This window comes from Micromonospora sp. WMMA1976, assembly GCF_027497335.1.
GTDB classification, from domain to species: domain Bacteria; phylum Actinomycetota; class Actinomycetes; order Mycobacteriales; family Micromonosporaceae; genus Micromonospora; species Micromonospora aurantiaca.
Map to the genome: position 1 here is coordinate 1,370,153 of NZ_CP114912.1, position 17,845 is coordinate 1,387,997.

General features: G+C 74.3%; 13 protein-coding genes. 9 read left to right on the plus strand and 4 right to left on the minus strand.

Features of this window, described 5'->3' with window-relative positions; translation table 11 throughout:
* Positions 1-97: 97 nt before the first annotated feature.
* Positions 98-604 carry a GNAT family N-acetyltransferase gene (locus O7546_RS06520; RefSeq protein WP_269696354.1) on the plus strand — a complete coding sequence of 169 codons (507 nt, stop codon included), beginning with the start codon at positions 98-100 and terminating at the stop codon, positions 602-604.
* 94 nt (positions 605-698) lie between these two features.
* On the opposite strand, the gene O7546_RS06525 is transcribed toward O7546_RS06520, so the two are convergent.
* The gene (locus O7546_RS06525; protein ID WP_281600599.1) at positions 699-1,889 is read right to left on the minus strand and encodes a hypothetical protein; all 1,191 of its coding nucleotides are present in this window, start codon (positions 1,887-1,889) and stop codon (positions 699-701) included.
* A gap of 156 nt (positions 1,890-2,045) precedes the next feature.
* Between O7546_RS06525 and O7546_RS06530 the strand changes: the two genes are divergently transcribed.
* Both O7546_RS06530 and O7546_RS06535 read left to right on the plus strand, forming a co-directional pair.
* Complete coding sequence (locus O7546_RS06530; RefSeq protein WP_194803009.1) at positions 2,046-3,968, plus strand: hypothetical protein; 1,923 nt, start codon at positions 2,046-2,048, stop codon at positions 3,966-3,968.
* Positions 3,926-5,710, plus strand: a complete 1,785-nt coding sequence (locus O7546_RS06535; RefSeq protein ID WP_194803010.1) for a hypothetical protein — start codon at positions 3,926-3,928, stop codon at positions 5,708-5,710. Before O7546_RS06530 ends, O7546_RS06535 begins: the two co-directional genes overlap by 43 nt.
* A gap of 11 nt (positions 5,711-5,721) precedes the next feature.
* Here the strand turns inward: O7546_RS06535 and O7546_RS06540 are convergent, their stop codons facing one another.
* A complete protein-coding gene (locus O7546_RS06540) occupies positions 5,722-7,581 on the minus strand; it encodes a hypothetical protein (protein ID WP_228532913.1) in 1,860 nt (619 codons plus the stop codon).
* A 99-nt stretch (positions 7,582-7,680) separates the two neighbouring features.
* Between O7546_RS06540 and O7546_RS06545 the strand changes: the two genes are divergently transcribed.
* Together O7546_RS06545 and O7546_RS06550 are read left to right on the plus strand one after the other, a co-directional pair.
* Positions 7,681-8,943, plus strand: coding sequence for a PQQ-binding-like beta-propeller repeat protein (locus O7546_RS06545; protein WP_269696356.1), 1,263 nt, complete (start codon positions 7,681-7,683; stop codon positions 8,941-8,943).
* The gene (locus O7546_RS06550; protein WP_194803012.1) at positions 8,940-10,232 is read left to right on the plus strand and encodes a PQQ-binding-like beta-propeller repeat protein; all 1,293 of its coding nucleotides are present in this window, start codon (positions 8,940-8,942) and stop codon (positions 10,230-10,232) included. The genes O7546_RS06545 and O7546_RS06550 overlap by 4 nt, the downstream gene beginning before the upstream one ends.
* Here the strand turns inward: O7546_RS06550 and O7546_RS06555 are convergent, their stop codons facing one another.
* Positions 10,233-11,411: a peptidase C39 family protein gene (locus tag O7546_RS06555; RefSeq protein ID WP_281600600.1), complete on the minus strand. Its 1,179-nt coding sequence runs from the start codon at positions 11,409-11,411 to the stop codon at positions 10,233-10,235.
* Positions 11,412-11,830: 419 nt separating this feature from the next.
* Between O7546_RS06555 and O7546_RS06560 the strand changes: the two genes are divergently transcribed.
* The 4 genes from O7546_RS06560 to O7546_RS06575 all read left to right on the plus strand — a co-directional run bounded on the left by O7546_RS06560 (position 11,831) and on the right by O7546_RS06575 (position 17,005).
* Complete coding sequence (locus tag O7546_RS06560) at positions 11,831-12,499, plus strand: response regulator transcription factor (protein ID WP_194803013.1); 669 nt, start codon at positions 11,831-11,833, stop codon at positions 12,497-12,499.
* On the plus strand, positions 12,496-13,662 hold the full coding sequence (locus tag O7546_RS06565) for a HAMP domain-containing sensor histidine kinase (protein ID WP_194803014.1): 1,167 nt from the start codon (positions 12,496-12,498) through the stop codon (positions 13,660-13,662). The genes O7546_RS06560 and O7546_RS06565 overlap by 4 nt, the downstream gene beginning before the upstream one ends.
* 204 nt (positions 13,663-13,866) lie before the next feature.
* Complete coding sequence (locus O7546_RS06570; RefSeq protein ID WP_269696358.1) at positions 13,867-16,413, plus strand: malectin domain-containing carbohydrate-binding protein; 2,547 nt, start codon at positions 13,867-13,869, stop codon at positions 16,411-16,413.
* 205 nt (positions 16,414-16,618) lie between these two features.
* Positions 16,619-17,005, plus strand: a complete 387-nt coding sequence (locus O7546_RS06575) for a VOC family protein (RefSeq protein WP_194803016.1) — start codon at positions 16,619-16,621, stop codon at positions 17,003-17,005.
* Positions 17,006-17,063: 58 nt separating this feature from the next.
* On the opposite strand, the gene O7546_RS06580 is transcribed toward O7546_RS06575, so the two are convergent.
* Positions 17,064-17,810, minus strand: coding sequence for a hypothetical protein (locus O7546_RS06580; protein ID WP_135238961.1), 747 nt, complete (start codon positions 17,808-17,810; stop codon positions 17,064-17,066).
* Positions 17,811-17,845 lie beyond the last annotated feature (35 nt).

A 17,845-nucleotide genomic window follows, 5' to 3' on the forward strand; every position in this document is an offset into this window, starting at 1 on the left:
GATCTTGCACTTGCGGCCCTCCTGATGTCGGTTTCGCCCGATAAAGGAGGGCCGCAACCGCAAGATCGCGGGGTGTCTGGGGTCGAGGGAGGGTGTTGTGGAGATTCGCGAGGCTGGGTTGGGGGATCTCTCGGGGATCGTCGGGCTGCACAGCCGGGCGCGGGTGGCCTACTACGGGGCCGGTGGGCTGCCGGTCGGGGAGATCCTCACTCCGGAGCTGGCCCGGGAGCAGCGGGAGGGCTGGGCGGCGGCGATCAGCTCGGCGCACAAGCGGGTGCGAGTCGCCATCGTGGACGGCGCCCTGGCCGGTGTGCTGGCCGTGGGGCCGCCGCACTCGTCCGACCTGGATCCGCGGACGACGGCGCAGCTCTACCAGATCCACGTCGACCCGCAGCGCTGGAGCCGAGGCGTGGGCAGTGCGCTGCACGCGCTGTTCGTGCGTCACCTGGCGGACGAGGGGCTGGTGCTGGGCGTGCTGGAGGTGTGGGAGCGCAACACCCGGGCTCGCGCGTTCTACACCCGCCACGGCTGGCGCCCCGACGGCACCTCCCGCCCCGGCCCAGCCGAGACCCCCTACCTGGGCATGCAGCTCAGCCCCCGTTGACCCGGTGGGGTGATCATGAGGTTGGCGGTGGTTCGTGTCCGGTTTGTCGCGGTCAACTTCATGATCGACGGGGTGGGCCGACCACGGGGGCCGGTCAGGGGGTGGGGAGGGAGCGGTACCAGGTCTTCTCGGTGCCGGCCAGGCTGAACGTCTGCCTCTGGTCGGTGTGCTCCACCACCACCAGGCCGGGACGGTCCACCAGACGCGTCGTGCCGGGCGGGGCGGAGAACGAGGCGTCCCGGGTACGCCAGGACAGCACCGCCAGCGGCCGGCCCGGCATCGGCAGGTGGTACGCCTGAAGCGTGGTGGACCGGTCGGCGGGGGAGACCACCGGGGTGCCGCCGTCGGCGGGCCGGTAGACCACCGCCGTCATGGTCGCGCCCGGCGTCTCCCAGCTGAGCTGCTCCAACTCGCCCGGCTCGCCCTCGCCGAGGGCCACCGAACCGAGCGACCGCGTCGCGATCTTCGCCATCGGCCAGGACTCCGGCGCGGAACGGGGCGCCTCGCGGTCGCCGATGCGGCGCGGCACGCTGCCGAACGGACCCCGTTCACCGGCCAGCACGCAGGTGTCCAGTCCGGTCAGCGCGCGCTTCCCGGCGCCCGTCTCGTCGCGTACCAGGGGGTAGCGGGGCGCTTCGGTGGCCGTACCCAGGTCGAGGACGCGGTCCGCGGCCCGGCCGCGCGGCAGCGACGGCGTGGCCCGCAGCGTCGCGGTCAGTTCGACGGCCCGGCAGGCCGGTACGGCGACCGGGTCGCTGACGCCGTCGGTGCCGCCGAGCACCTTGCCGTCGGGGCCGGTCAGGCGTTCGACGCGGGCCGAGGTGAGGTAGCGGCGGCCGGACGGCTCCCGCACCGGCAGCACGTCGGAGTAGACCAGGTAGCCGGGGTCGGTGTACTCGGTGGCGTGGACGACCCGCCAGCGCTGCCCGTCCCGGTCGAGTTGCAGCAGCCACGAGGCGGCGTCACCGGGCACGTCGGCGGCGACCAGCGCGAGCGCCGACCCGGCGACCTGACCGGAGAAGAGGATGCCGGACGTGGGCACGTGCACCCGGTCGTCCACCGGGGAGCGCCAGTCGCGTACCGCTGTGGTGATCGCGGCGGTGGCCGCGGCGTCGCGGGCCAGGCTGCCGCGCGGCGGCCACACCGCGAGGGTGCCGTCCAGACTGTCGTAGCCGACCCGCAGGTCCGCCGGCCGCCGCTCGGCGACCGGTCCGCAACCGGCCGTGACCAGCAGCAGAGCTGCCAGTGCGATGCCCGTCGTAGCGCCTCGGCGGGCTGAAAGCACCCTGATCCCCTCGCCGGTCGTCGGTCGGAAGCCCACATGGTACGAGACGGCCGGTCACCCGGCCGCGCCCGGCTCACCCTTTCGGCCGATCGGCCACTGCGGAACGTGACGGGCGATTCGGGTACCAATATCCGGCTCCGGTAGACTCCGCCGACTGTGACGCCTGCCGAGACCCGCGGCGCCTCGACGCCGGACGCCGCCGCACCGACGGGCCACCGCGCCGTCACCCTGGACCCACCATCGGTCACCATCACCGCCGAGCCGGAGCCGGCGACCACCACCCCGCCCGAAGCGCCGGCCGAGCCGGAGGCGCCGGGCGCACGGCGCGCGCGCCGGTGGCGGTGGACGCGCCGCCGGATCGACCTCACCGTGTACGGCGGATTCCTGCTCGCCGCGATCTGGGTCACCAGCGGCATCTGGGTCGACCCGGCCGGGCGGGTCGCCGCGCTCTACAGCAGCGACCCGGCGCAGGTGCAGTTCTTCCTGGCCCACTCGGTACGGGTGGTGCTGCACGGCGAGTTCCCGTTCTTCACCGAGCAGTTCAACTACCCCGACGGCGTGAACCTGATGGCGAACACCGCCATCCTGGCGCTCGGCATCCCGATGGTGCCGGTGACCCTCCTGTTCGGACCGGCGGTCTCCTTCGTCACGCTGGTCACGCTCGGCCTGGCCGGCACCGCCGCCGCCTGGTACCGGGTGCTGTCCCGGCACCTGATCCGGCACCGCCCGGCCGCCGCCGTGGCGGCCTGGTTCTGCGGCTTCTCACCGGCCATGCTGTCGCACGCCAACTGGCACCCGAACATCATCAGCCAGTTCCTGCTGCCGTTCATCGTGTGGCGGGTGCTGGTGCTGACCCGGTCAGCCCGGCCGGTCCGCGACGGCGTGCTGCTGGCGCTGCTGGTCACCGCGCAGGCGTTCATCAACGAGGAGATCCTGCTCTTCACCGCGCTCGCGCTGGGCGTGTTCCTGATCGCCGTGGTGGTGCAGCAGCGGGAGCGGTGGAGCACCGCGTGGCGACCGCTCGGCGCCGGGCTGGCGGTCTGCGCGGCGCTGGCCGGGGCGCTGCTGGCGTACCCGCTGTGGGTGCAGTTCGCCGGCCCGATGGCGTACCACGGGCTCAGCGACGCGGTGCGCGACTACGGCAACGACATCGCCGCGTTCTTCGCCCCCGGCTCGCCCACGTTCGGCGGCAACGAGCGCGCCAACGTCAACCTCGCGCCGAACTACTCGGAGGAGAACGCGTTCTTCGGCTGGAGCCTGTCGCTGCTCGTCGTGGGCATCGTGGTGTGGCTGCGGCGGGACGTGATCGTCCGCGCGCTCGCCGCCACCGGGCTGTTCTTCGCCGTGCTCTCCCTCGGCGAGCGGATCTCCTGGTGGGACCGGGAGATCGCCACCGGCCCGTGGGAGCTGCTGGTACGGCTGCCGCTGCTCGACGCCGTGGTGCCGACCCGATTCGGCCTGATCACCGGCGTGACGGTGGCGATCCTGCTCGCGTACGCGGTCCGGCGCGCCTGGGCGCTGCGCGGCGTGGACCGGCGGACCGCCCGCAAGCTCACCGCCGCGGGCCTGGTCCTCGCGCTGCTGCCGATCGCGCCGATGCCGTTGCAGGTCACCACGCGGGAGCCGGTGCCGGAGTTCATCACCGCCGACAGGTGGCGCAAGTACGTCGGTCCGGATCAGACGCTCGTCTCCGTGCCGGTGCCCGCGATGGGCAACACCGACCCGATGCGCTGGGCGGCCAGCACCAACCTCGACTTCAAGATCCCCGGCGGCTACTTCCTCGCGCCGCGCAACGGCGTCACCGGCGACCCCGGGCGCTTCGGCGGCCGCCCCAGCGGCATCGGCGAGATGCTGCGGGAGGTATCGTCCACCGGCCGCACGCCGAAGCTGGACGACCGCCAGCGGCGCCGCTACCTGGACGAGCTGCGGCACTGGAACGCGGCGGTGGTGGTGCTGCCGCGCGACGAGCAGAACGCCGAGCCGCTGCGCCGCACCGTGGAGCAGCTGGTCGGCCCCGGACGGCAGGAGCTGGACGTGTGGCTGTGGGACGTGCGGAAACTGACCAGCCGGTCCGCCTGACCGAACCGGCGGTCCCCGCCCCCGCGCCCCGCCGCCGCCGGCCCCGCCCGGTCGACGTGCTGGTGGTGGCCGGCTACCTCGGTCTCGCCGTCCTGCTCACCACCGGCCAGTGGCGCCGGCCGGAACGGCTGTTCCACCAGGCCGGCGACCAGATGCTGTTCGAGTGGATGCTGGCCCGGGCCGCCCGCGCGGTCACCGGCGGCGAGAACCCGCTGTACAGCGGCGCGCTGAACGCCCCGGACGGGGTGAACCTGATGGCGAACACGTCGGTGCTCGGACTGGGCGTGCCGCTCACCCCGGTCACCGTCGTCTTCGGCTCCCAGGCGGCCTTCCTCGTCGCCGTGACGCTCAGCCTCGCCGGCACCGCCACCGCCTGGTACGCGCTGCTCGCCCGCCGGCTGGTCCGCTCCCGGGCCGCCGCCGCGGTGGGCGGCCTGTTCTGCGGCTTCGCCCCGGGCATGGTGGCGCAGGCCGGGGCGCACCTGCACATGGCCGCGCAGTTCCTGGTGCCGGTGATCCTCGCGCTGGTGTTCCGCCCGGCCGGCGATCGGGTCCGGCGCGACGGCGTGCTGCTCGGGCTCGCCGTCGCGTACCAGGTGTTCCTCGGCGAGGAGGTGCTGGTCTTCCTGGCGCTCGCAGCCGGGGTGTTCGCCGGGGCGTACGCGCTCGCCGACCGGGCCGCCGCCCGCCGCCTGGCACCGGTGGTGGCCCGCCGGCTGGGCGTCGGCGCGCTGGTGGCGGGCGTGCTGCTGGCGTACCCCCTGTGGTTCCAGTTCGCCGGGCCGGGCCACTACCGGGGGATGCCGTTCCACACCGAGGGCTACCGGCTGGACGTGGTCTCGTTCGTCACCACCGCCCGGCAGAGCGTCGTCGGGGACGCCCGCCGGGCCGGGCTGCTGTCGCCGAACCCGACCGAGCAGAACTCGTTCTTCGGCCCGTTCCTGCCGCTGCTGGCCGTCCTCGTGGTGGTGCGGCTGTGGCGGCGGCCGCTGGTGCGCGCGCTCGCCGCGTGCGGCCTGCTGTTCGCGCTGCTGTCGCTCGGTTCCCCGATGGTGGTGAACCGGCACGACACCGGGCTGCCCGGCCCGTACCGTCTGCTCGCCGGGGTGCCGCTGCTGGACCTGGTGGTGCCGGCGCGGTTCGCGCTGGTCTGCGTACCGGTGCTCGGGGTGCTGCTGGCGCTCGCGCTGGACCGGGTCCGGCACGGCGGCGTCCGCACCTGGGCGCCGTGGGCCGGCGCGGTCGCCGCGGCGCTGCTGCCGCTGGCGCCGACGCCGATCCGCACGGTGCCGGTCGCGCCGGTCCCGGCCGTGGTGTCCGGCGGCGGCTGGCGGGAGTACGTGCCGGCGGGCCGGACGCTGGTGCCGGTGCCGCCGGTGACCGGGGCGGCGGTCAGCCCCGCCATGTTCTGGTCGGCGCGCACCGGGCTGGCGTTCGACGCGCCGGGCGGCTACTTCATCGGCCCGCGCTCGGCCGGCGACCCGGCGGCCCGCTGGGGCGCGCCGGACCGGCCCACGTCGCTGCTGCTGCGCCGGGCCGCCGAGACCGGCCGGGTGCCGCCGGTCGGCGAGACGGAACGCCGGCAGGCGGTCGACGACCTGCGGCACTGGCGCGCGGCGGCACTCGTGCAGGGCGACTCGTCACCCGGCGACCCGGTACGCGCCACAGTGGACCTGTTGGTCGGCCCCGGCCGGGACGTGCCCGGCGGACACCTGTGGGACGTCCGCCCGCTCGTCGGCTGACCGGCGCGGAGTCACACCCGGTCGCGGACGTCCCAGATCCACACGTCGTCGACCCGCTGCGGCGGGCCGAGCAGCTCGGCCATCAGGTCGCGCAGCACCGCCTCACGCGGGCCGGCCCCGAGCACCACCACCGAGGCCCGCCAGAAGCGCAGGTCGTCCACGGCTTGGCGGCGGTTCTCCTCGGTGATCTCCGGAACCTCGTTCGCGTCCATCGTGGAGTAGATGAGCGTGCTGGTGGGCCGGTTCGGAGCGCCGAACACGCCCTCGCCGCGCTCGTTCGGGCCGATGAAGTAGCCACCCGGGATCGGGAACTCGTGCCCGGTCAGCGCGCTCCAGCGCAGCGTGTGCAGCCCGTGGACGTTGCTCGGGATCGGCACCGGCACGAGCGTACGGCCCTCCGGCACGTACGGCCGCCAGCCGCCCGCGGTGATGAAGTGCGGCGGCGGGTCGATCCGCTCGGCCGGCAGCGGACGCGGGATCAGCGGCAGCACGGCGGCGGCGATGGCCACGAGCCCGGCCAGGCGCAGCACCCGGCGGCGCGTTTCGCGCGCGGCCGTCCCGCCGTCACCGTCGTCGTCTCCGCCGTCGTCGGCGCCGGAGCGGGGGGCGGGCACCGGCGGGCGGCCGGCACCGGCCAGCGCGTCCCACGCCAGGGCGAGCAGGACACCGACGGCGGCCACCACGACCAGGCTCAACCGCGTCGGCATCATCATCTCGACCAGCGGCAGGTCGTCCGGCACGTACGCCCACGGGCCGTCGATGTCGGTCTCCGCGCCGTTGAACCGGACGACCGGGCCGATCGAGGCGATCGTGAACAGCACCACCAGCACGGCCAGGATCCGCGCCGGCACCGACCGGCGGACCAGCAGCACCAGCGCGGCCAGCGCCACCAGCACCAGCGGCCAGCCGAACCAGGTGTTCTGCTCGGTCAGCCCGATGGTCTTCTCCACCGCCTCGTCACCGGCGATCGTGTCCCGGGCGAACGTGACGAAGGCGACCAGGTCCTCGCCCCAGTTGTGGAAGACGCCGCCCTGCAACCCGCGGTAGGACTGCGGGCCGTTGAACTGGAACCAGATCGGGTACGCGGTCAGCAGTAGCGCCAGGCCGCCGCCGAGACCGAGCGCGGCCACGAACGACCCGGCCCGCTCGCGGGCCGCGCGGGGCCGCTGCACCGCGTACGCCACCACGACGACCAGGCAGGCCAGCGCGGTCAGCAGCAGCATCTCCTCGTTGATGAAGATCTGGTACGCGACCAGCAACCCGAGCGCCGGCCCGTTGCGCCGCCAGCGGCCCGGCTCGCCCAGCCGCAGCACCCGGGCCACGATCAGCGGCAGCAGGAAGTTCGACACGAAGTTGGGCTGGCCGTTGGCGTGGTGCACGATGCCCGGCGCGAAACCGAGGAACGCGCCGCCGACGAACGCCCCGGCCCGGGACCGGACCAGGTGCCGGGACAGCACCCAGTACGACGTTGCCGCGGTCGCGGACAGCGCGGCGCCCAGGTAGAGCGCGTACATCACCTGCGGGCCGAGCAGCAGCGTCAGCGGCGCCAGCGGCAGCGTCACCCCGAGCAGCGAGGTGTTCGCCATCATGTTCACCCCGTCCGGCGCGTTCTGCCGGGTGGTGAAAAGCGGGTTCTCCAGGTGCTGCACCGAGTACGCGCCGTGCGCGAACAGCCACTCGAACCAGCTGTGGTCGGTGGGCAGGTGCGAGGAGACCCGGTTCTCGACGTCGCCCCAGTAGTTGAGGCAGACGAGAACGCCGAGCAACACATAGGCTCCGATGGCCAGCACGTCGGCGCGGGCCGGCCGGCGACGTGCTCGGCGTGGCGGGTCGGCCACGACGGCGTCCGCCTCGACGGGCGAGGGGTTCAACGAGGGGTCCACCACGGGCACGGCCACGACGCGCCATCGTACAGGCGGTTCGTCACACGGCCGGTCACGGTCGGGCGGCGGCTCGGCGCGCGGGAGAGGATGGTCGTGACCGTCATCGATCTGGGGGAGCTGCGCGACGACGCACCGCCCGGCCCGGTGCCCCGCCCCCCGCGTGCCGTCGGACGGCCGTTCCGCCTTCTCGTGGTGCTGTTGGTGGCGTTGCTCACGCTCACCGCCGCGACGCCGCCGCGAGGTCCGGCCGAGTGGACGCTGCCCGGCGGGCTGGGATCGGCCGTGTTCGTCTCCGGCGACGTGGTGTACGTGGTACGGCCGGACCGCGCAGGCGCCGGCGGCGGGCGGGAACTCCTCGCGTACCGGGGCGACCGGGAGCGGTGGCGCAGCCCGCTACCCGGCGTGGGCACCGCCGTGTCGGTGTGGGAGCAGGACGACCGGGTGATCGTGGCCGGCCGGGGCGTCGACGACACGGACTGGCAGACAATCACGTACGACGCGGCCACCGGCGCGGACGTCTGGCGCCGGCCCGGGATCGCGTTCGCGGTGGGCCGGGTGCTGCTGATCCAGTCGGCCGCATCCGACACCACGACGTCGATCGGAGGGCTGGACCCGGCCGACGGCCGTACGGTGTGGACGGCGCCCATGACGGGCGCGCTGGGGTTCGACGCCGAGCCGGCCGGGCCGGTACGCATGGTGTTGTCCCCGGCGACCGGGGAGACGGTGGTCGTGGACGTGCGCACCGGCGCGCGGCTCGTGGCCCGCGACCTGTACCCGGTACGACGGCCCGGCCCGCGCCGGTTGCAGATCGCCCGCGGGCTGCTGCTGGAGTTCCGCGACGGCGACGGGGCCATCGAGGCGTACGACCTGGGCACGCTCCGGTCGCGCTGGACCGTCGCGCGGAAGCTCGTCGGCCACGTCGAGGGTTGCGGCGCCCTGCTCTGCGCCGTCGGGCCGGCCGGCGGGATGACCGCGCTCGACCCGGCGACCGGCGCCGTGCGCTGGAACGTGGACCGGTGGGCGGGCGTGGCGGCGGAGCGTGGCGGGCGGCTGCTCGTCGGCGTCCCCGACACCGCCAGCGACGACGGCCTGGCGGTGCTCGACCAGGACGACGGGCGGCTGATCGCCGACCTGGGCGGCTGGAGACCGGTCCCGCAGCACGAGTCGGGCGGGCCGCTGCTGGCGACACGGCCGCTGGGCGGCGGCAGACGGCTCCTGGCCGAGGTGGGACTGTCCGGCGATGCGCCCTCGATCCGGGGCGCGCTCACCGGCACCGACTGCACCACCGGCGTGACGCTTCTGGTCTGCCGCCGGCCCGGTGGCGACTACATGGTGCGGCGGCTGACGTGAGCCCGGTGATCGAGCTGGGGGAGATGCGGCACGGCGAGTCCGCCGACGAGCCGGTCGCCGCACCGCCCCGCCGGCCGCCGGGCCCCACCGCGCGGGTGGCGCTGCTCGGCTGCCTGGTGCTGCTCGTGGTCACCGCTGCCGCCGGGCCGCCGCGACGGCCCGAGCCGATCCGGGTGCCCGCCCCGCAGGGCGCGGCGTTCGTGGTCCTGCCGGACCGCGTGGTGGTGGCCGACGGCCCGGGCGCGATCGGCCGGGGTGGGCGGGTGGTCGCCGCGTACCGGCTGCCCGGTGGGGACCCGGCGTGGCGGTTCGCGCTGACCGACGGCGACCACGTGCTCGGCCTCACCGCAGTGGCCGGGGGACTGCTGGTGACGAGCAGCCCGGCCGGGGACGGCGACTCCGTGTCGGCGATGCTCGACCCGGCCACCGGCACGCTGCGCTGGCGGCAACCCGGCTACCCGGTCCGGACCGCGTCAGGCGGGCTGCTGCTGGAGAACCCCCGCCCGCCCGGTGCGGGCACAGTGCGGGCCGTGGACCCGGCCTCCGGCGAGGTGCGGTGGACGCTGCCCGTACCCGGCCAGGAGGTGGGGTACCGCCGCGACGACCACGGGGTGACGCAACTCGTGCTGGTCACCCCGCAGGGCCGGGTGACCGTGTACGACGCGGACTCCGGCGCGGTCGCGCACACCGGCCGGGTGGCGCCCGCGGCCGATCGCGCCGCCTACCGGTACGCGCAGGTCGTGGCCGACCTCCTGCTGGTCGAGGACGCCCGGGGCACTGTCACCGGGTACGGCCTGGACCGGCTCGACGAGCGGTGGAGCCTGCCGGTCGGCTCCCGCGCCGGGCTCTGGTTCGCCGACTGCGCCGGGATGGTGTGCCTGCGCGACCAGGTGGGCGGCGCGCAGGCCCTCGACCCGGCCACCGGCCGTCCGGCCTGGACGGACGAGCGCTGGCTGGGGATGGGACCGGTCGGCGACCGGCTCATCGCGGCCGAACGCGGCGTCGGGGAGGAACTGGAACTGTCGGCGCTGGACCCGCCGACCGGCCGCGTGCTGGCCCGGCTGGGCCGCTGGCGCGTCTCCGGCAACGACCTCCCGTCCGGGCCGCTGCTCGGGCTGCGCACGCTCACCGAGGACCGCACGCTGGTCGGCGCGCTCGACGTGGCGGCCGGGCAGGTGCGGATCCGGGGGATCCTGCCCGGCGCCTGGTCCGAGTGCGCGGACACGGGTACGCAACTGGTGTGCCTGCGCCCGACCGGTGGCATGGCGATCTGGCCGGCCGGGCGCTGATCACCAGTTGGCCTGCGCCGGGGCCGGCGGCAGCGGCGTCGACTCGGGCCGCAGCACGTACGCGATCCCGCCGCTGCCCACCTGCCAGGCGCGCTCGAACGGCGCGCGCGGCACGGTGCGGCGGACCCGCTCGTCGTCCGGCGCGTACGGGTCGTTCAGTACCGGGTCGCCGTCGGCGGTGAAACCGGCCAGCACCATGAGGTGTCCCCGGGTGTCGTAGTCCAGTCCGGGTACCTGACCGGCGGTGAACGCGGCCGAGACGATCAGCGGGATGCCGGCGGCCACGAACAGTTCCGCCTCGGCCAGCGAGCGCAGCCGGGTGACGAAGGCGTCCACCCCGTGCGTCGCCGCGTACGCGGTGTTGAACGGCCAGTTGCCCGGCCCGCCGTAGGCGTGGTCGTAGCAGTGCCGGGCGGCGTGCACCACCTGCGGGCGGGGGCCGGGCGGCGCCACCCAGGCGTACCGGTCCGGGGCGGGGCCGGCGTCCCAGAAGTCGAGCACCATCGACACGCAGGTGGGGCTGCACCAGGAGTCGCCGCCGCCACCCCAGCGGGTCTCCCCGGCGGCGTGCAGCCGCTGCGCGTAACGCGGCACGTCCAGCACCCGCCCCCACGCGCGCGCATCCCCGGCGCCCGTGGCCTCCGTGCCGGTGGGCGGGTCGGCCGAGGCGACCACGCCCACCGTGCGCAGCACCGGGCCGTCGGGCGCGTCGAGGCGGCGCAGCAGGGTCACCCGGACCTGCCAGCCGGTCACCGTCGAGCCGGTCACCCGCAGCGTGTCCGCGGCGACCCGCGCCCGGTCGTCCTCCTGCCCGGGTACCGAGGCGCGGTGCACGGCGCTGTCGTCGGCCCCCCAGTGGCCCAGGTCGTACCAGCCGGTGGTGGCAGTGCCGCCGGCCCAGCCGCGCAGCTCGACCCGCAGCCAGCAGCCGGGCGGGGTGTCGGCGGTCCACGAGGGCACCAGCTCGGTGACGCCGAAGCCGGCGGACGTCACTGGGGAGGTCCAGGTGCCGGCCGCGTACTCGGCTGTGGTCCCGGAGTGCGGGTCGGTGTGCGCGACCGGGCCGGCCGCGCCGTCGGGCGTGAGCCCGTCCGGCCCGTCGCGCAGCCCGTCCACACGACCCAGGTCGCGGTCCGCCGGGAAGCGGAACCGGCGGTACGCGATGTCGCGGCCGGTCATCGGGAACCCGCCCGGCACGGACGTGGCAGCCGGCTGGAGTGCGTGTCGATCATCGCCGCCGAGCATCGCGTACCCGAAGGTTTTCTGCAACGGCCGCACGCGCCGTGGGCCGTAACCCACCGACCCGCCCCGCGGTCACGGACCGTGGTTGCAGCCCGACCCCGGCAGAGTCACCGCGCAGCGGTATCTCCGGCGCTGCGGAGCGGTCGGCTGTTTCCCCTGGTCAAGGCGATTCGAATCGACGGGGCGTTCGATGTGCCCTGTGGGCCTACATCACGGTGCGTGATACCACGCCGAATCGTCCTCGGTGTTACGGCGAGTGACAATCGTGATCCGCGTGCCGGTGGCCGTCGGCTCCTGCGGCTGCCGGTTTTGCCTGCCGCACTAGGTTGTCAGGGGTCACGAGGTGGGAGGCCGGGATGCGGGTACTGGTGGTCGAGGACGAGCGCAACCTCGCCGACGCGATCGCGCGCGGGCTGCGCAAGCGCGGCATGGCTGTGGACGTCGCCTACGACGGCGACGCCGGGCACGAGGCGGCGTTCGTCACCCGCTACGACGTGGTGATCCTGGACCGTGACCTGCCCGGCGTGCACGGCGACCGGATCTGCGCCGACCTGGCCACCTCCGGCGCGCTGACCCGGGTGCTGATGCTGACCGCCAGCGGCACCGTCGCCGACCGGGTGGAAGGGCTGCAGCTCGGCGCCGACGACTACCTGGCCAAGCCCTTCGCGTTCGACGAGCTGGTGGCCCGGGTGCAGGCGCTCGGCCGCCGCGCCACCCCGGCCGCGCCGCCGGTGCTGGAGGTGGCCGATCTGGTGCTCGACCCGGCCCGCCGGGTGGTGAGCCGGGGCGACGTGCCGCTCGACCTCACCAACAAGGAGTTCGGCGTGCTCGCCGAACTGCTCAAGGCGCGCGGCGCGGTGGTGTCCAGCGAGGAACTGCTGGAACGGGTGTGGGACGCCAACACCGACCCGTTCACCACTATCGTCCGGGTCACCGTGATGACACTGCGCAAGAAGCTCGGCGATCCGCCGCTCATCGACACGGTCGTGGGCGCGGGGTACCGCATCGGTGGGGTACGGCAGTGAGCGCGCCGGCCACGCGCCGGGTACGGCCGACGCTGCGGCTGCGGCTGACCCTGCTCAACGGCGTGCTGCTGGTCGGCGCCGGGGCGATCCTGGTGCTGCTGGCCTGGCTGCTGGTCCGCGACGCGCTGCGCCCCACCGACGAGCTGCTACCCGGCACCACAGTGGTGCTCAGCGACGGGCGCACCCTCGACGCCGGGGAGTGGCAGCGGCAGCTCGTCGACGCGGCGTCGCAGGAACTGCTGGTCAAGGGGCTGCTCGCGCTGGCGGCGATCAGCGTGGTCGGGGTGGCCGGGGCGTACCTGGTGGCCGGGCGGGCGCTGCGCCCGCTGCACCAGGTCACCGCCACCGCCCGCCGGCTCGGCGAGGCCACGCTCGACGAGCGGATCGGCTGGTCCGGCGCCGACGACGAGGTGGCCGAGCTGGCCGAGACGTTCGACGCGATGCTCGACCGGATCAGCGGCGCCTTCGAGGCGCAGAAACGGTTCGTCGCGAACGCCTCGCACGAGCTGCGGACGCCGCTGGCGGTGATGCGTACCGAAATCGACGTGACGCTCAGCGACGACGACGCCGACCTCGCCGAGTACCGCCGCATGGCCGGCGTGGTGCGCGACGCCTCGGAGCGCGCCAACGGCCTGGTCGACGCGCTGCTGGTCCTGGCGCGCAGCGAGGCACAGACCGGCCGGCGGCTGGGCCGGCGCGCCGAGTCGGACCTCGCCATCGGCACCGCCAACGCCCTCTCCGCGGTCTCCCGGGAGGTCGAGCGCATCGGCCTGAAGGTGCACACCTCGCTGCGCCCGGCGCCGGTGGTCGGCGACCCGGGCCTGCTGGACCGGCTCGCCGGCAACCTGGTGGAGAACGCGGTCCGCTACAACCACCTGCACGGCCGGATCTGGGTACGCACCGGCACCGACGGCGAGCGGTCCTGGCTGGTGGTGGGGAACACCGGCTTCGAGGTCGCCCCGGCCGACGTACCCGGGCTGTTCGAACCGTTCCGGCGCGGCGGCCAGGAACGCACCGGCGCGCGCGGCTCCGGTCTCGGCCTGTCGATCGTGCGGGCCGTCAGCGACGCGCACGGCGGCACGGTGAAGGCGGTCGCCCAGCCCGGCGGCGGCCTGGAGGTGACTGTCACGCTTCCGTCGGCCGACCCGGCGGCGGCCACCTGACCGCCGAGCCGGCCCGCCCGGCCGGTGAGACGGCCTCATCTTTTCGTGCGGGCGGCCTCGGCTGTCCTGGCCGGACCCGACGGTGGTCGGCCCCCGGCGCACGGTGGTCGGGCAGAATGCGCCGCCCGCGCTGGACGCGGAGCCGGGGATCAACGGAGAGTAAGCGCAGCGACGCCTCACCCTGCTCACCCACCGGAGCTGCCCGTGACCCACCACTCGGCCCCGCGCCGCCGCCGCATCCTCGCGGTCCTCACCGCCGGCGCCCTCACCGTCGCCGGCCTCTCCCCGGCCACGCCGGCGGCCGCCGCCGCGCCCGGCCACGACAAAGTGGTCCACACCGTCCCCTCGGCCGCCTCGCCCGACGTCCAGGACGGCTCGGTCGACGCGATCCACGACGCCGGTACGAAGATCATCGCGGGCGGCTCCTTCACCCGGGTGCAGAACCGCAACTCCGACGTCGACATCCCCCGGGACTACCTGCTCGCCTTCGACAAGGCCACCGGGCAGGTGGACACCGCGTTCGCGCCCACGCTCGACAACGAGGTGACGGCGGTCGTCGCCGGTCCCACGGCGGGCACGGTCTTCGTGGCCGGCAAGTTCAACACCGTCAACGGCGTGACCCGGCGCAAGGTGGCCCTGCTCGACGTCGCCACCGGGGCGGTCGTCACCAGCTTCGCGCCGCCGGCGTTCAACGGGCTGATCAAGGACATCGCGCTGGTCGGTGACCGGCTGCTGGTCGGCGGCATCTTCACCACGGCCGGCAACCCCAACCCGCGCGGCGGGCTCGCCTCGCTCAACGCCACCACCGGCGCGGTCGACAGCTACCTCACCACCACGCTGACCGAGAACCACAACTGGGACGGCGTCAGCGGCGCCAAGGCCGGCGTGGGCGCGGAGAAGCTCGCCGTCTCCCCGGACGGCACGCAGCTCGTCGTCATCGGCAACTTCAAGAAGGCCGACGGGGTCCTGCACGACCAGATCGTCAAGATCGACCTGGGTGCCACCGCCGCCACCGTCGCGGACTGGAACACGGCCCGCTACACGCCGCGCTGCAAGTGGCAGTCGTTCGACTCGTACGTCCGCGACGTCGCGTTCTCCCCGGACAACAGCTACTTCGTGGTGGTCACCACCGGTGCCCCGTACGGCGGGACGCTCTGCGACACCGCGGCCCGCTGGGAGGCCGCCGCAACCGGCGACAACCTCCAGCCGACCTGGGTCGACTACAGCGGCGGCGACACGTTCCTGTCCGTCGGCATCAGCGAGCAGGCGGTCTACGTCGGCGGTCACCTCCGCTGGCTCAACAACAGCACCGGCGCCGACAACGCCCGGGCCGGTGCGGTCGGCCGGGCCAGCATCGCCGCCCTCGACCCGGTCAACGGCCTGCCGCTGTCCTGGAACCCGGGCCGGCACCCGCGCGGCATCGGCGCCTCGGAGATGCTCGTCACCGAGTCCGGCCTCTGGGTCGGCGGCGACACGCTCTGGATCGGCAACTTCCAGTACCGCCGCGAGCGGATCGCGTTCTTCCCGCTCGCCGGCGGCAAGGCCCCGCACCCGACCAGCACCGCCACGCTGCCCGGCAACGTCTACCAGGCCGGCCTGCCGAAGCCGACGAACGTGCTGTACCGGGTGAACGCCGGCGGCCCGCTGGTCGCCGCCACCGACGGCGGACCGGACTGGGCGGCCGACACCAGCTCCAGCCCCAGCCCGTACCACAACACCGGCAGCTCGACCTCCAGCTTCAACACGGTCGGCAGCCTGGACGCGACGGTGCCGGCCGGCACCCCGGCCGCGCTCTACAGCGACGAGCGGTACGACCCGGCCGGTGGCGCGGAGATGCTCTGGCAGTTCCCCGTGCCCACCGGCACCGAGGTGCACGTGCGGCTCTACCTGGCCAACCGGTACGACGGCACCTCCGCCCCGAACACCCGCGTCTTCGACGTCGCGCTGGACGGCACCGTCGTCCTCGACGACCTGGACCTGTCCGCCGGCGTCGGGCACAACGTGGGCACCATGCGGGAGTTCACGGTGACCAGCGACGGCACCGTCGACATCGAGTTCCGCCACGTCAAGGAGAACCCGCTCGTCGACGCCGTCGAGATCGTCAAGACCGGGCCGCCGCCGACCGGTACCGGCGAGGAGGTGCAGGTCCGCTCGTACGACGGGCTGACCGGCGTCGGTACGCCCAGCCCGGTGGCGAACCCGGACGAGACGGTGTGGTCCGCCACGCGTAACGCGTTCTGGGTCGGCGGGACGCTGTTCTACGGCGCCGAGGGCGCGCTGTGGCGGCGTACGTTCGACGGCACCACGTTCGGCACTCCCGAGCTGGTGGACCCGTACCACGACCCGTACTGGGACACCGTGGTGACCAACTCCGGCCCGGCGGGGCAGACGTACGTCGGCGCGACCACCGGCTTCTACGCCGAGATCCCCAACGTGACCGGCATGTTCTACCGGGACGGGCGCCTCTACTACTCGCTGAGCGGGCAGAACGGCCTGTTCTGGCGCTGGTTCACGCCCGACAGCGGTGTGGTCGGCGCCGACCGGTTCACGGTGGCCGGGGCGAGCGGGTTCGCCGACGCGGGCGCGCTGTTCGCGGCCGGCACCACGCTCTACAAGGTGAACCGGAGCACCGGTGACCTGTCCGCCGCCGACTGGACGGGCGCCGCTCCGTCGACGACGTTCACGGTGCGCAGCGGCCCGGCGGTCGACGGTGTCGACTGGCGGGCGAAGGCGGTGTTCGTCGGCCCGTGACGCGGCAGTGCCCGCCGGCCCGGTCCCGCACCCGCGGGGCCGGGCCGGCGGCTTGTTCCGGCCGGCCGGCGATGGCATGATCGACCGGTCAGCCCGAGAGGTGGAAGGGGGTGTGGTCGATGTCCGTCGTGAACCGTCCCGCGCCCCGCGTTCCCCGCTGACGTTCCCACTCCGCCGGGGCGCGCTCCCCACAGGAGGAAGCACAATGAGTGCACAGATCCACTGCGTGACAGTCGAGACCGACGACCCGTACGCCCTGGCCGGCTGGTGGGCCCGCGTGCTGGACCGCCGGCTCGCCGACGACGACCACCCGGGCGACCCGGAGGCGGTCCTCGCCGCACCCGGCGGGCACGGCCCCGACCTGCTGTTCGTCCAGGTGGGCGAGCGGCACGGCAAGGGCGCGTTCCACCTCGACCTGCACCCGGCCGAGGGCACCCGGGACGAGGAGGTGGCGCGGCTGCGCGACCTCGGCGCCACAGTGGTGGCCGACCGGCGCCGACCGGACGGCACCGGTTGGGTGGTGCTGGCCGACCCGGAGGGCAACGAGTTCTGCGTGTGCCGTAGCGCCGCGGAACGGGCTGCGTCCGCCTGATCCGGAAACGACACCGGGCCCCCGCCGTGACGGCGGGGGCCCGGTGCGTGAACCGGTGTCAGTCCTGCTTCTCGATCTCGCCGCGCATCGCCACGAACTCCGACTGGAGCTCGGCCGCGGACTTGAAGTAGACCACCACCATGCCGAGGCTGCCCCGGTCGGCCCAGATGCAGACGGCCACCGGTACGTCCGACGCCTTGCCGTCGGAGCACTTGGCGTCGCCGCCCAGCGGGCCCGCGTCGACCGTCTTGAAGTCCTTGGTGGCCAGGTCCGGGGTGACCGCCGCGGTGGCGTCGGCCAGCTCCTTCTTCGGGTCCGCCATGACGCCGGACACGGCCACGATCATGACCAGGTCCTTCTTGGCCGGGTCGCCGTAGAACGCACCGACGGTGCTGGTCGCGTCCGGCACGTCCTTGCTGAGCTCGGACTTCATCTGCGCCGCGGCGGACTGCAGCTGCGGGTCGGTGACCTTGGCCCGGCCGCCGAGCGTCTGCGGCTCGACCACCCGGGTCTTGGTGGCGGTGACCACCTCGTCGACGGTGTCCTTCGTGGCGAAGTAGGCGGCGACACCGCCGCCGACGCACAGCACCAGGACCACGGCGAGGACGATCAGCAGGACCTTGCCGACGCCGGACTTCTTCTTCGGCGGGACCGGCGCACCGAGCTGGCCACCGTACTGCGGCTGCTGCGGAGTCTGCGGGTAGTCACCGCCGTACTGCGGCTGCTGCGGCGGCTGGAAGCCACCGGGCTGTTGCTGGGGGGAGGGGTAGTTGCCGGAGTAGGGACTGGACGGCGGCTGGGACATGTAGGCAGCTCCTGTGAGAAAACTGGACGCGTGAT

What these genes read in the sequence shown, in the direction of transcription:
- O7546_RS06555 (WP_281600600.1), bottom strand. Translation starts at nt 11,411, where the DNA reads ATGACCGGCCGCGACATCGCGTACCGCCGGTTCCGCTTCCCGGCGGAC.
- O7546_RS06580 (WP_135238961.1), bottom strand. Translation starts at nt 17,810, where the DNA reads ATGTCCCAGCCGCCGTCCAGTCCCTACTCCGGCAACTACCCCTCCCCC.
- O7546_RS06560 (WP_194803013.1), top strand. Translation starts at nt 11,831, where the DNA reads ATGCGGGTACTGGTGGTCGAGGACGAGCGCAACCTCGCCGACGCGATC.
- O7546_RS06575 (WP_194803016.1), top strand. Translation starts at nt 16,619, where the DNA reads ATGAGTGCACAGATCCACTGCGTGACAGTCGAGACCGACGACCCGTAC.
- O7546_RS06545 (WP_269696356.1), top strand. Translation starts at nt 7,681, where the DNA reads ATGGTCGTGACCGTCATCGATCTGGGGGAGCTGCGCGACGACGCACCG.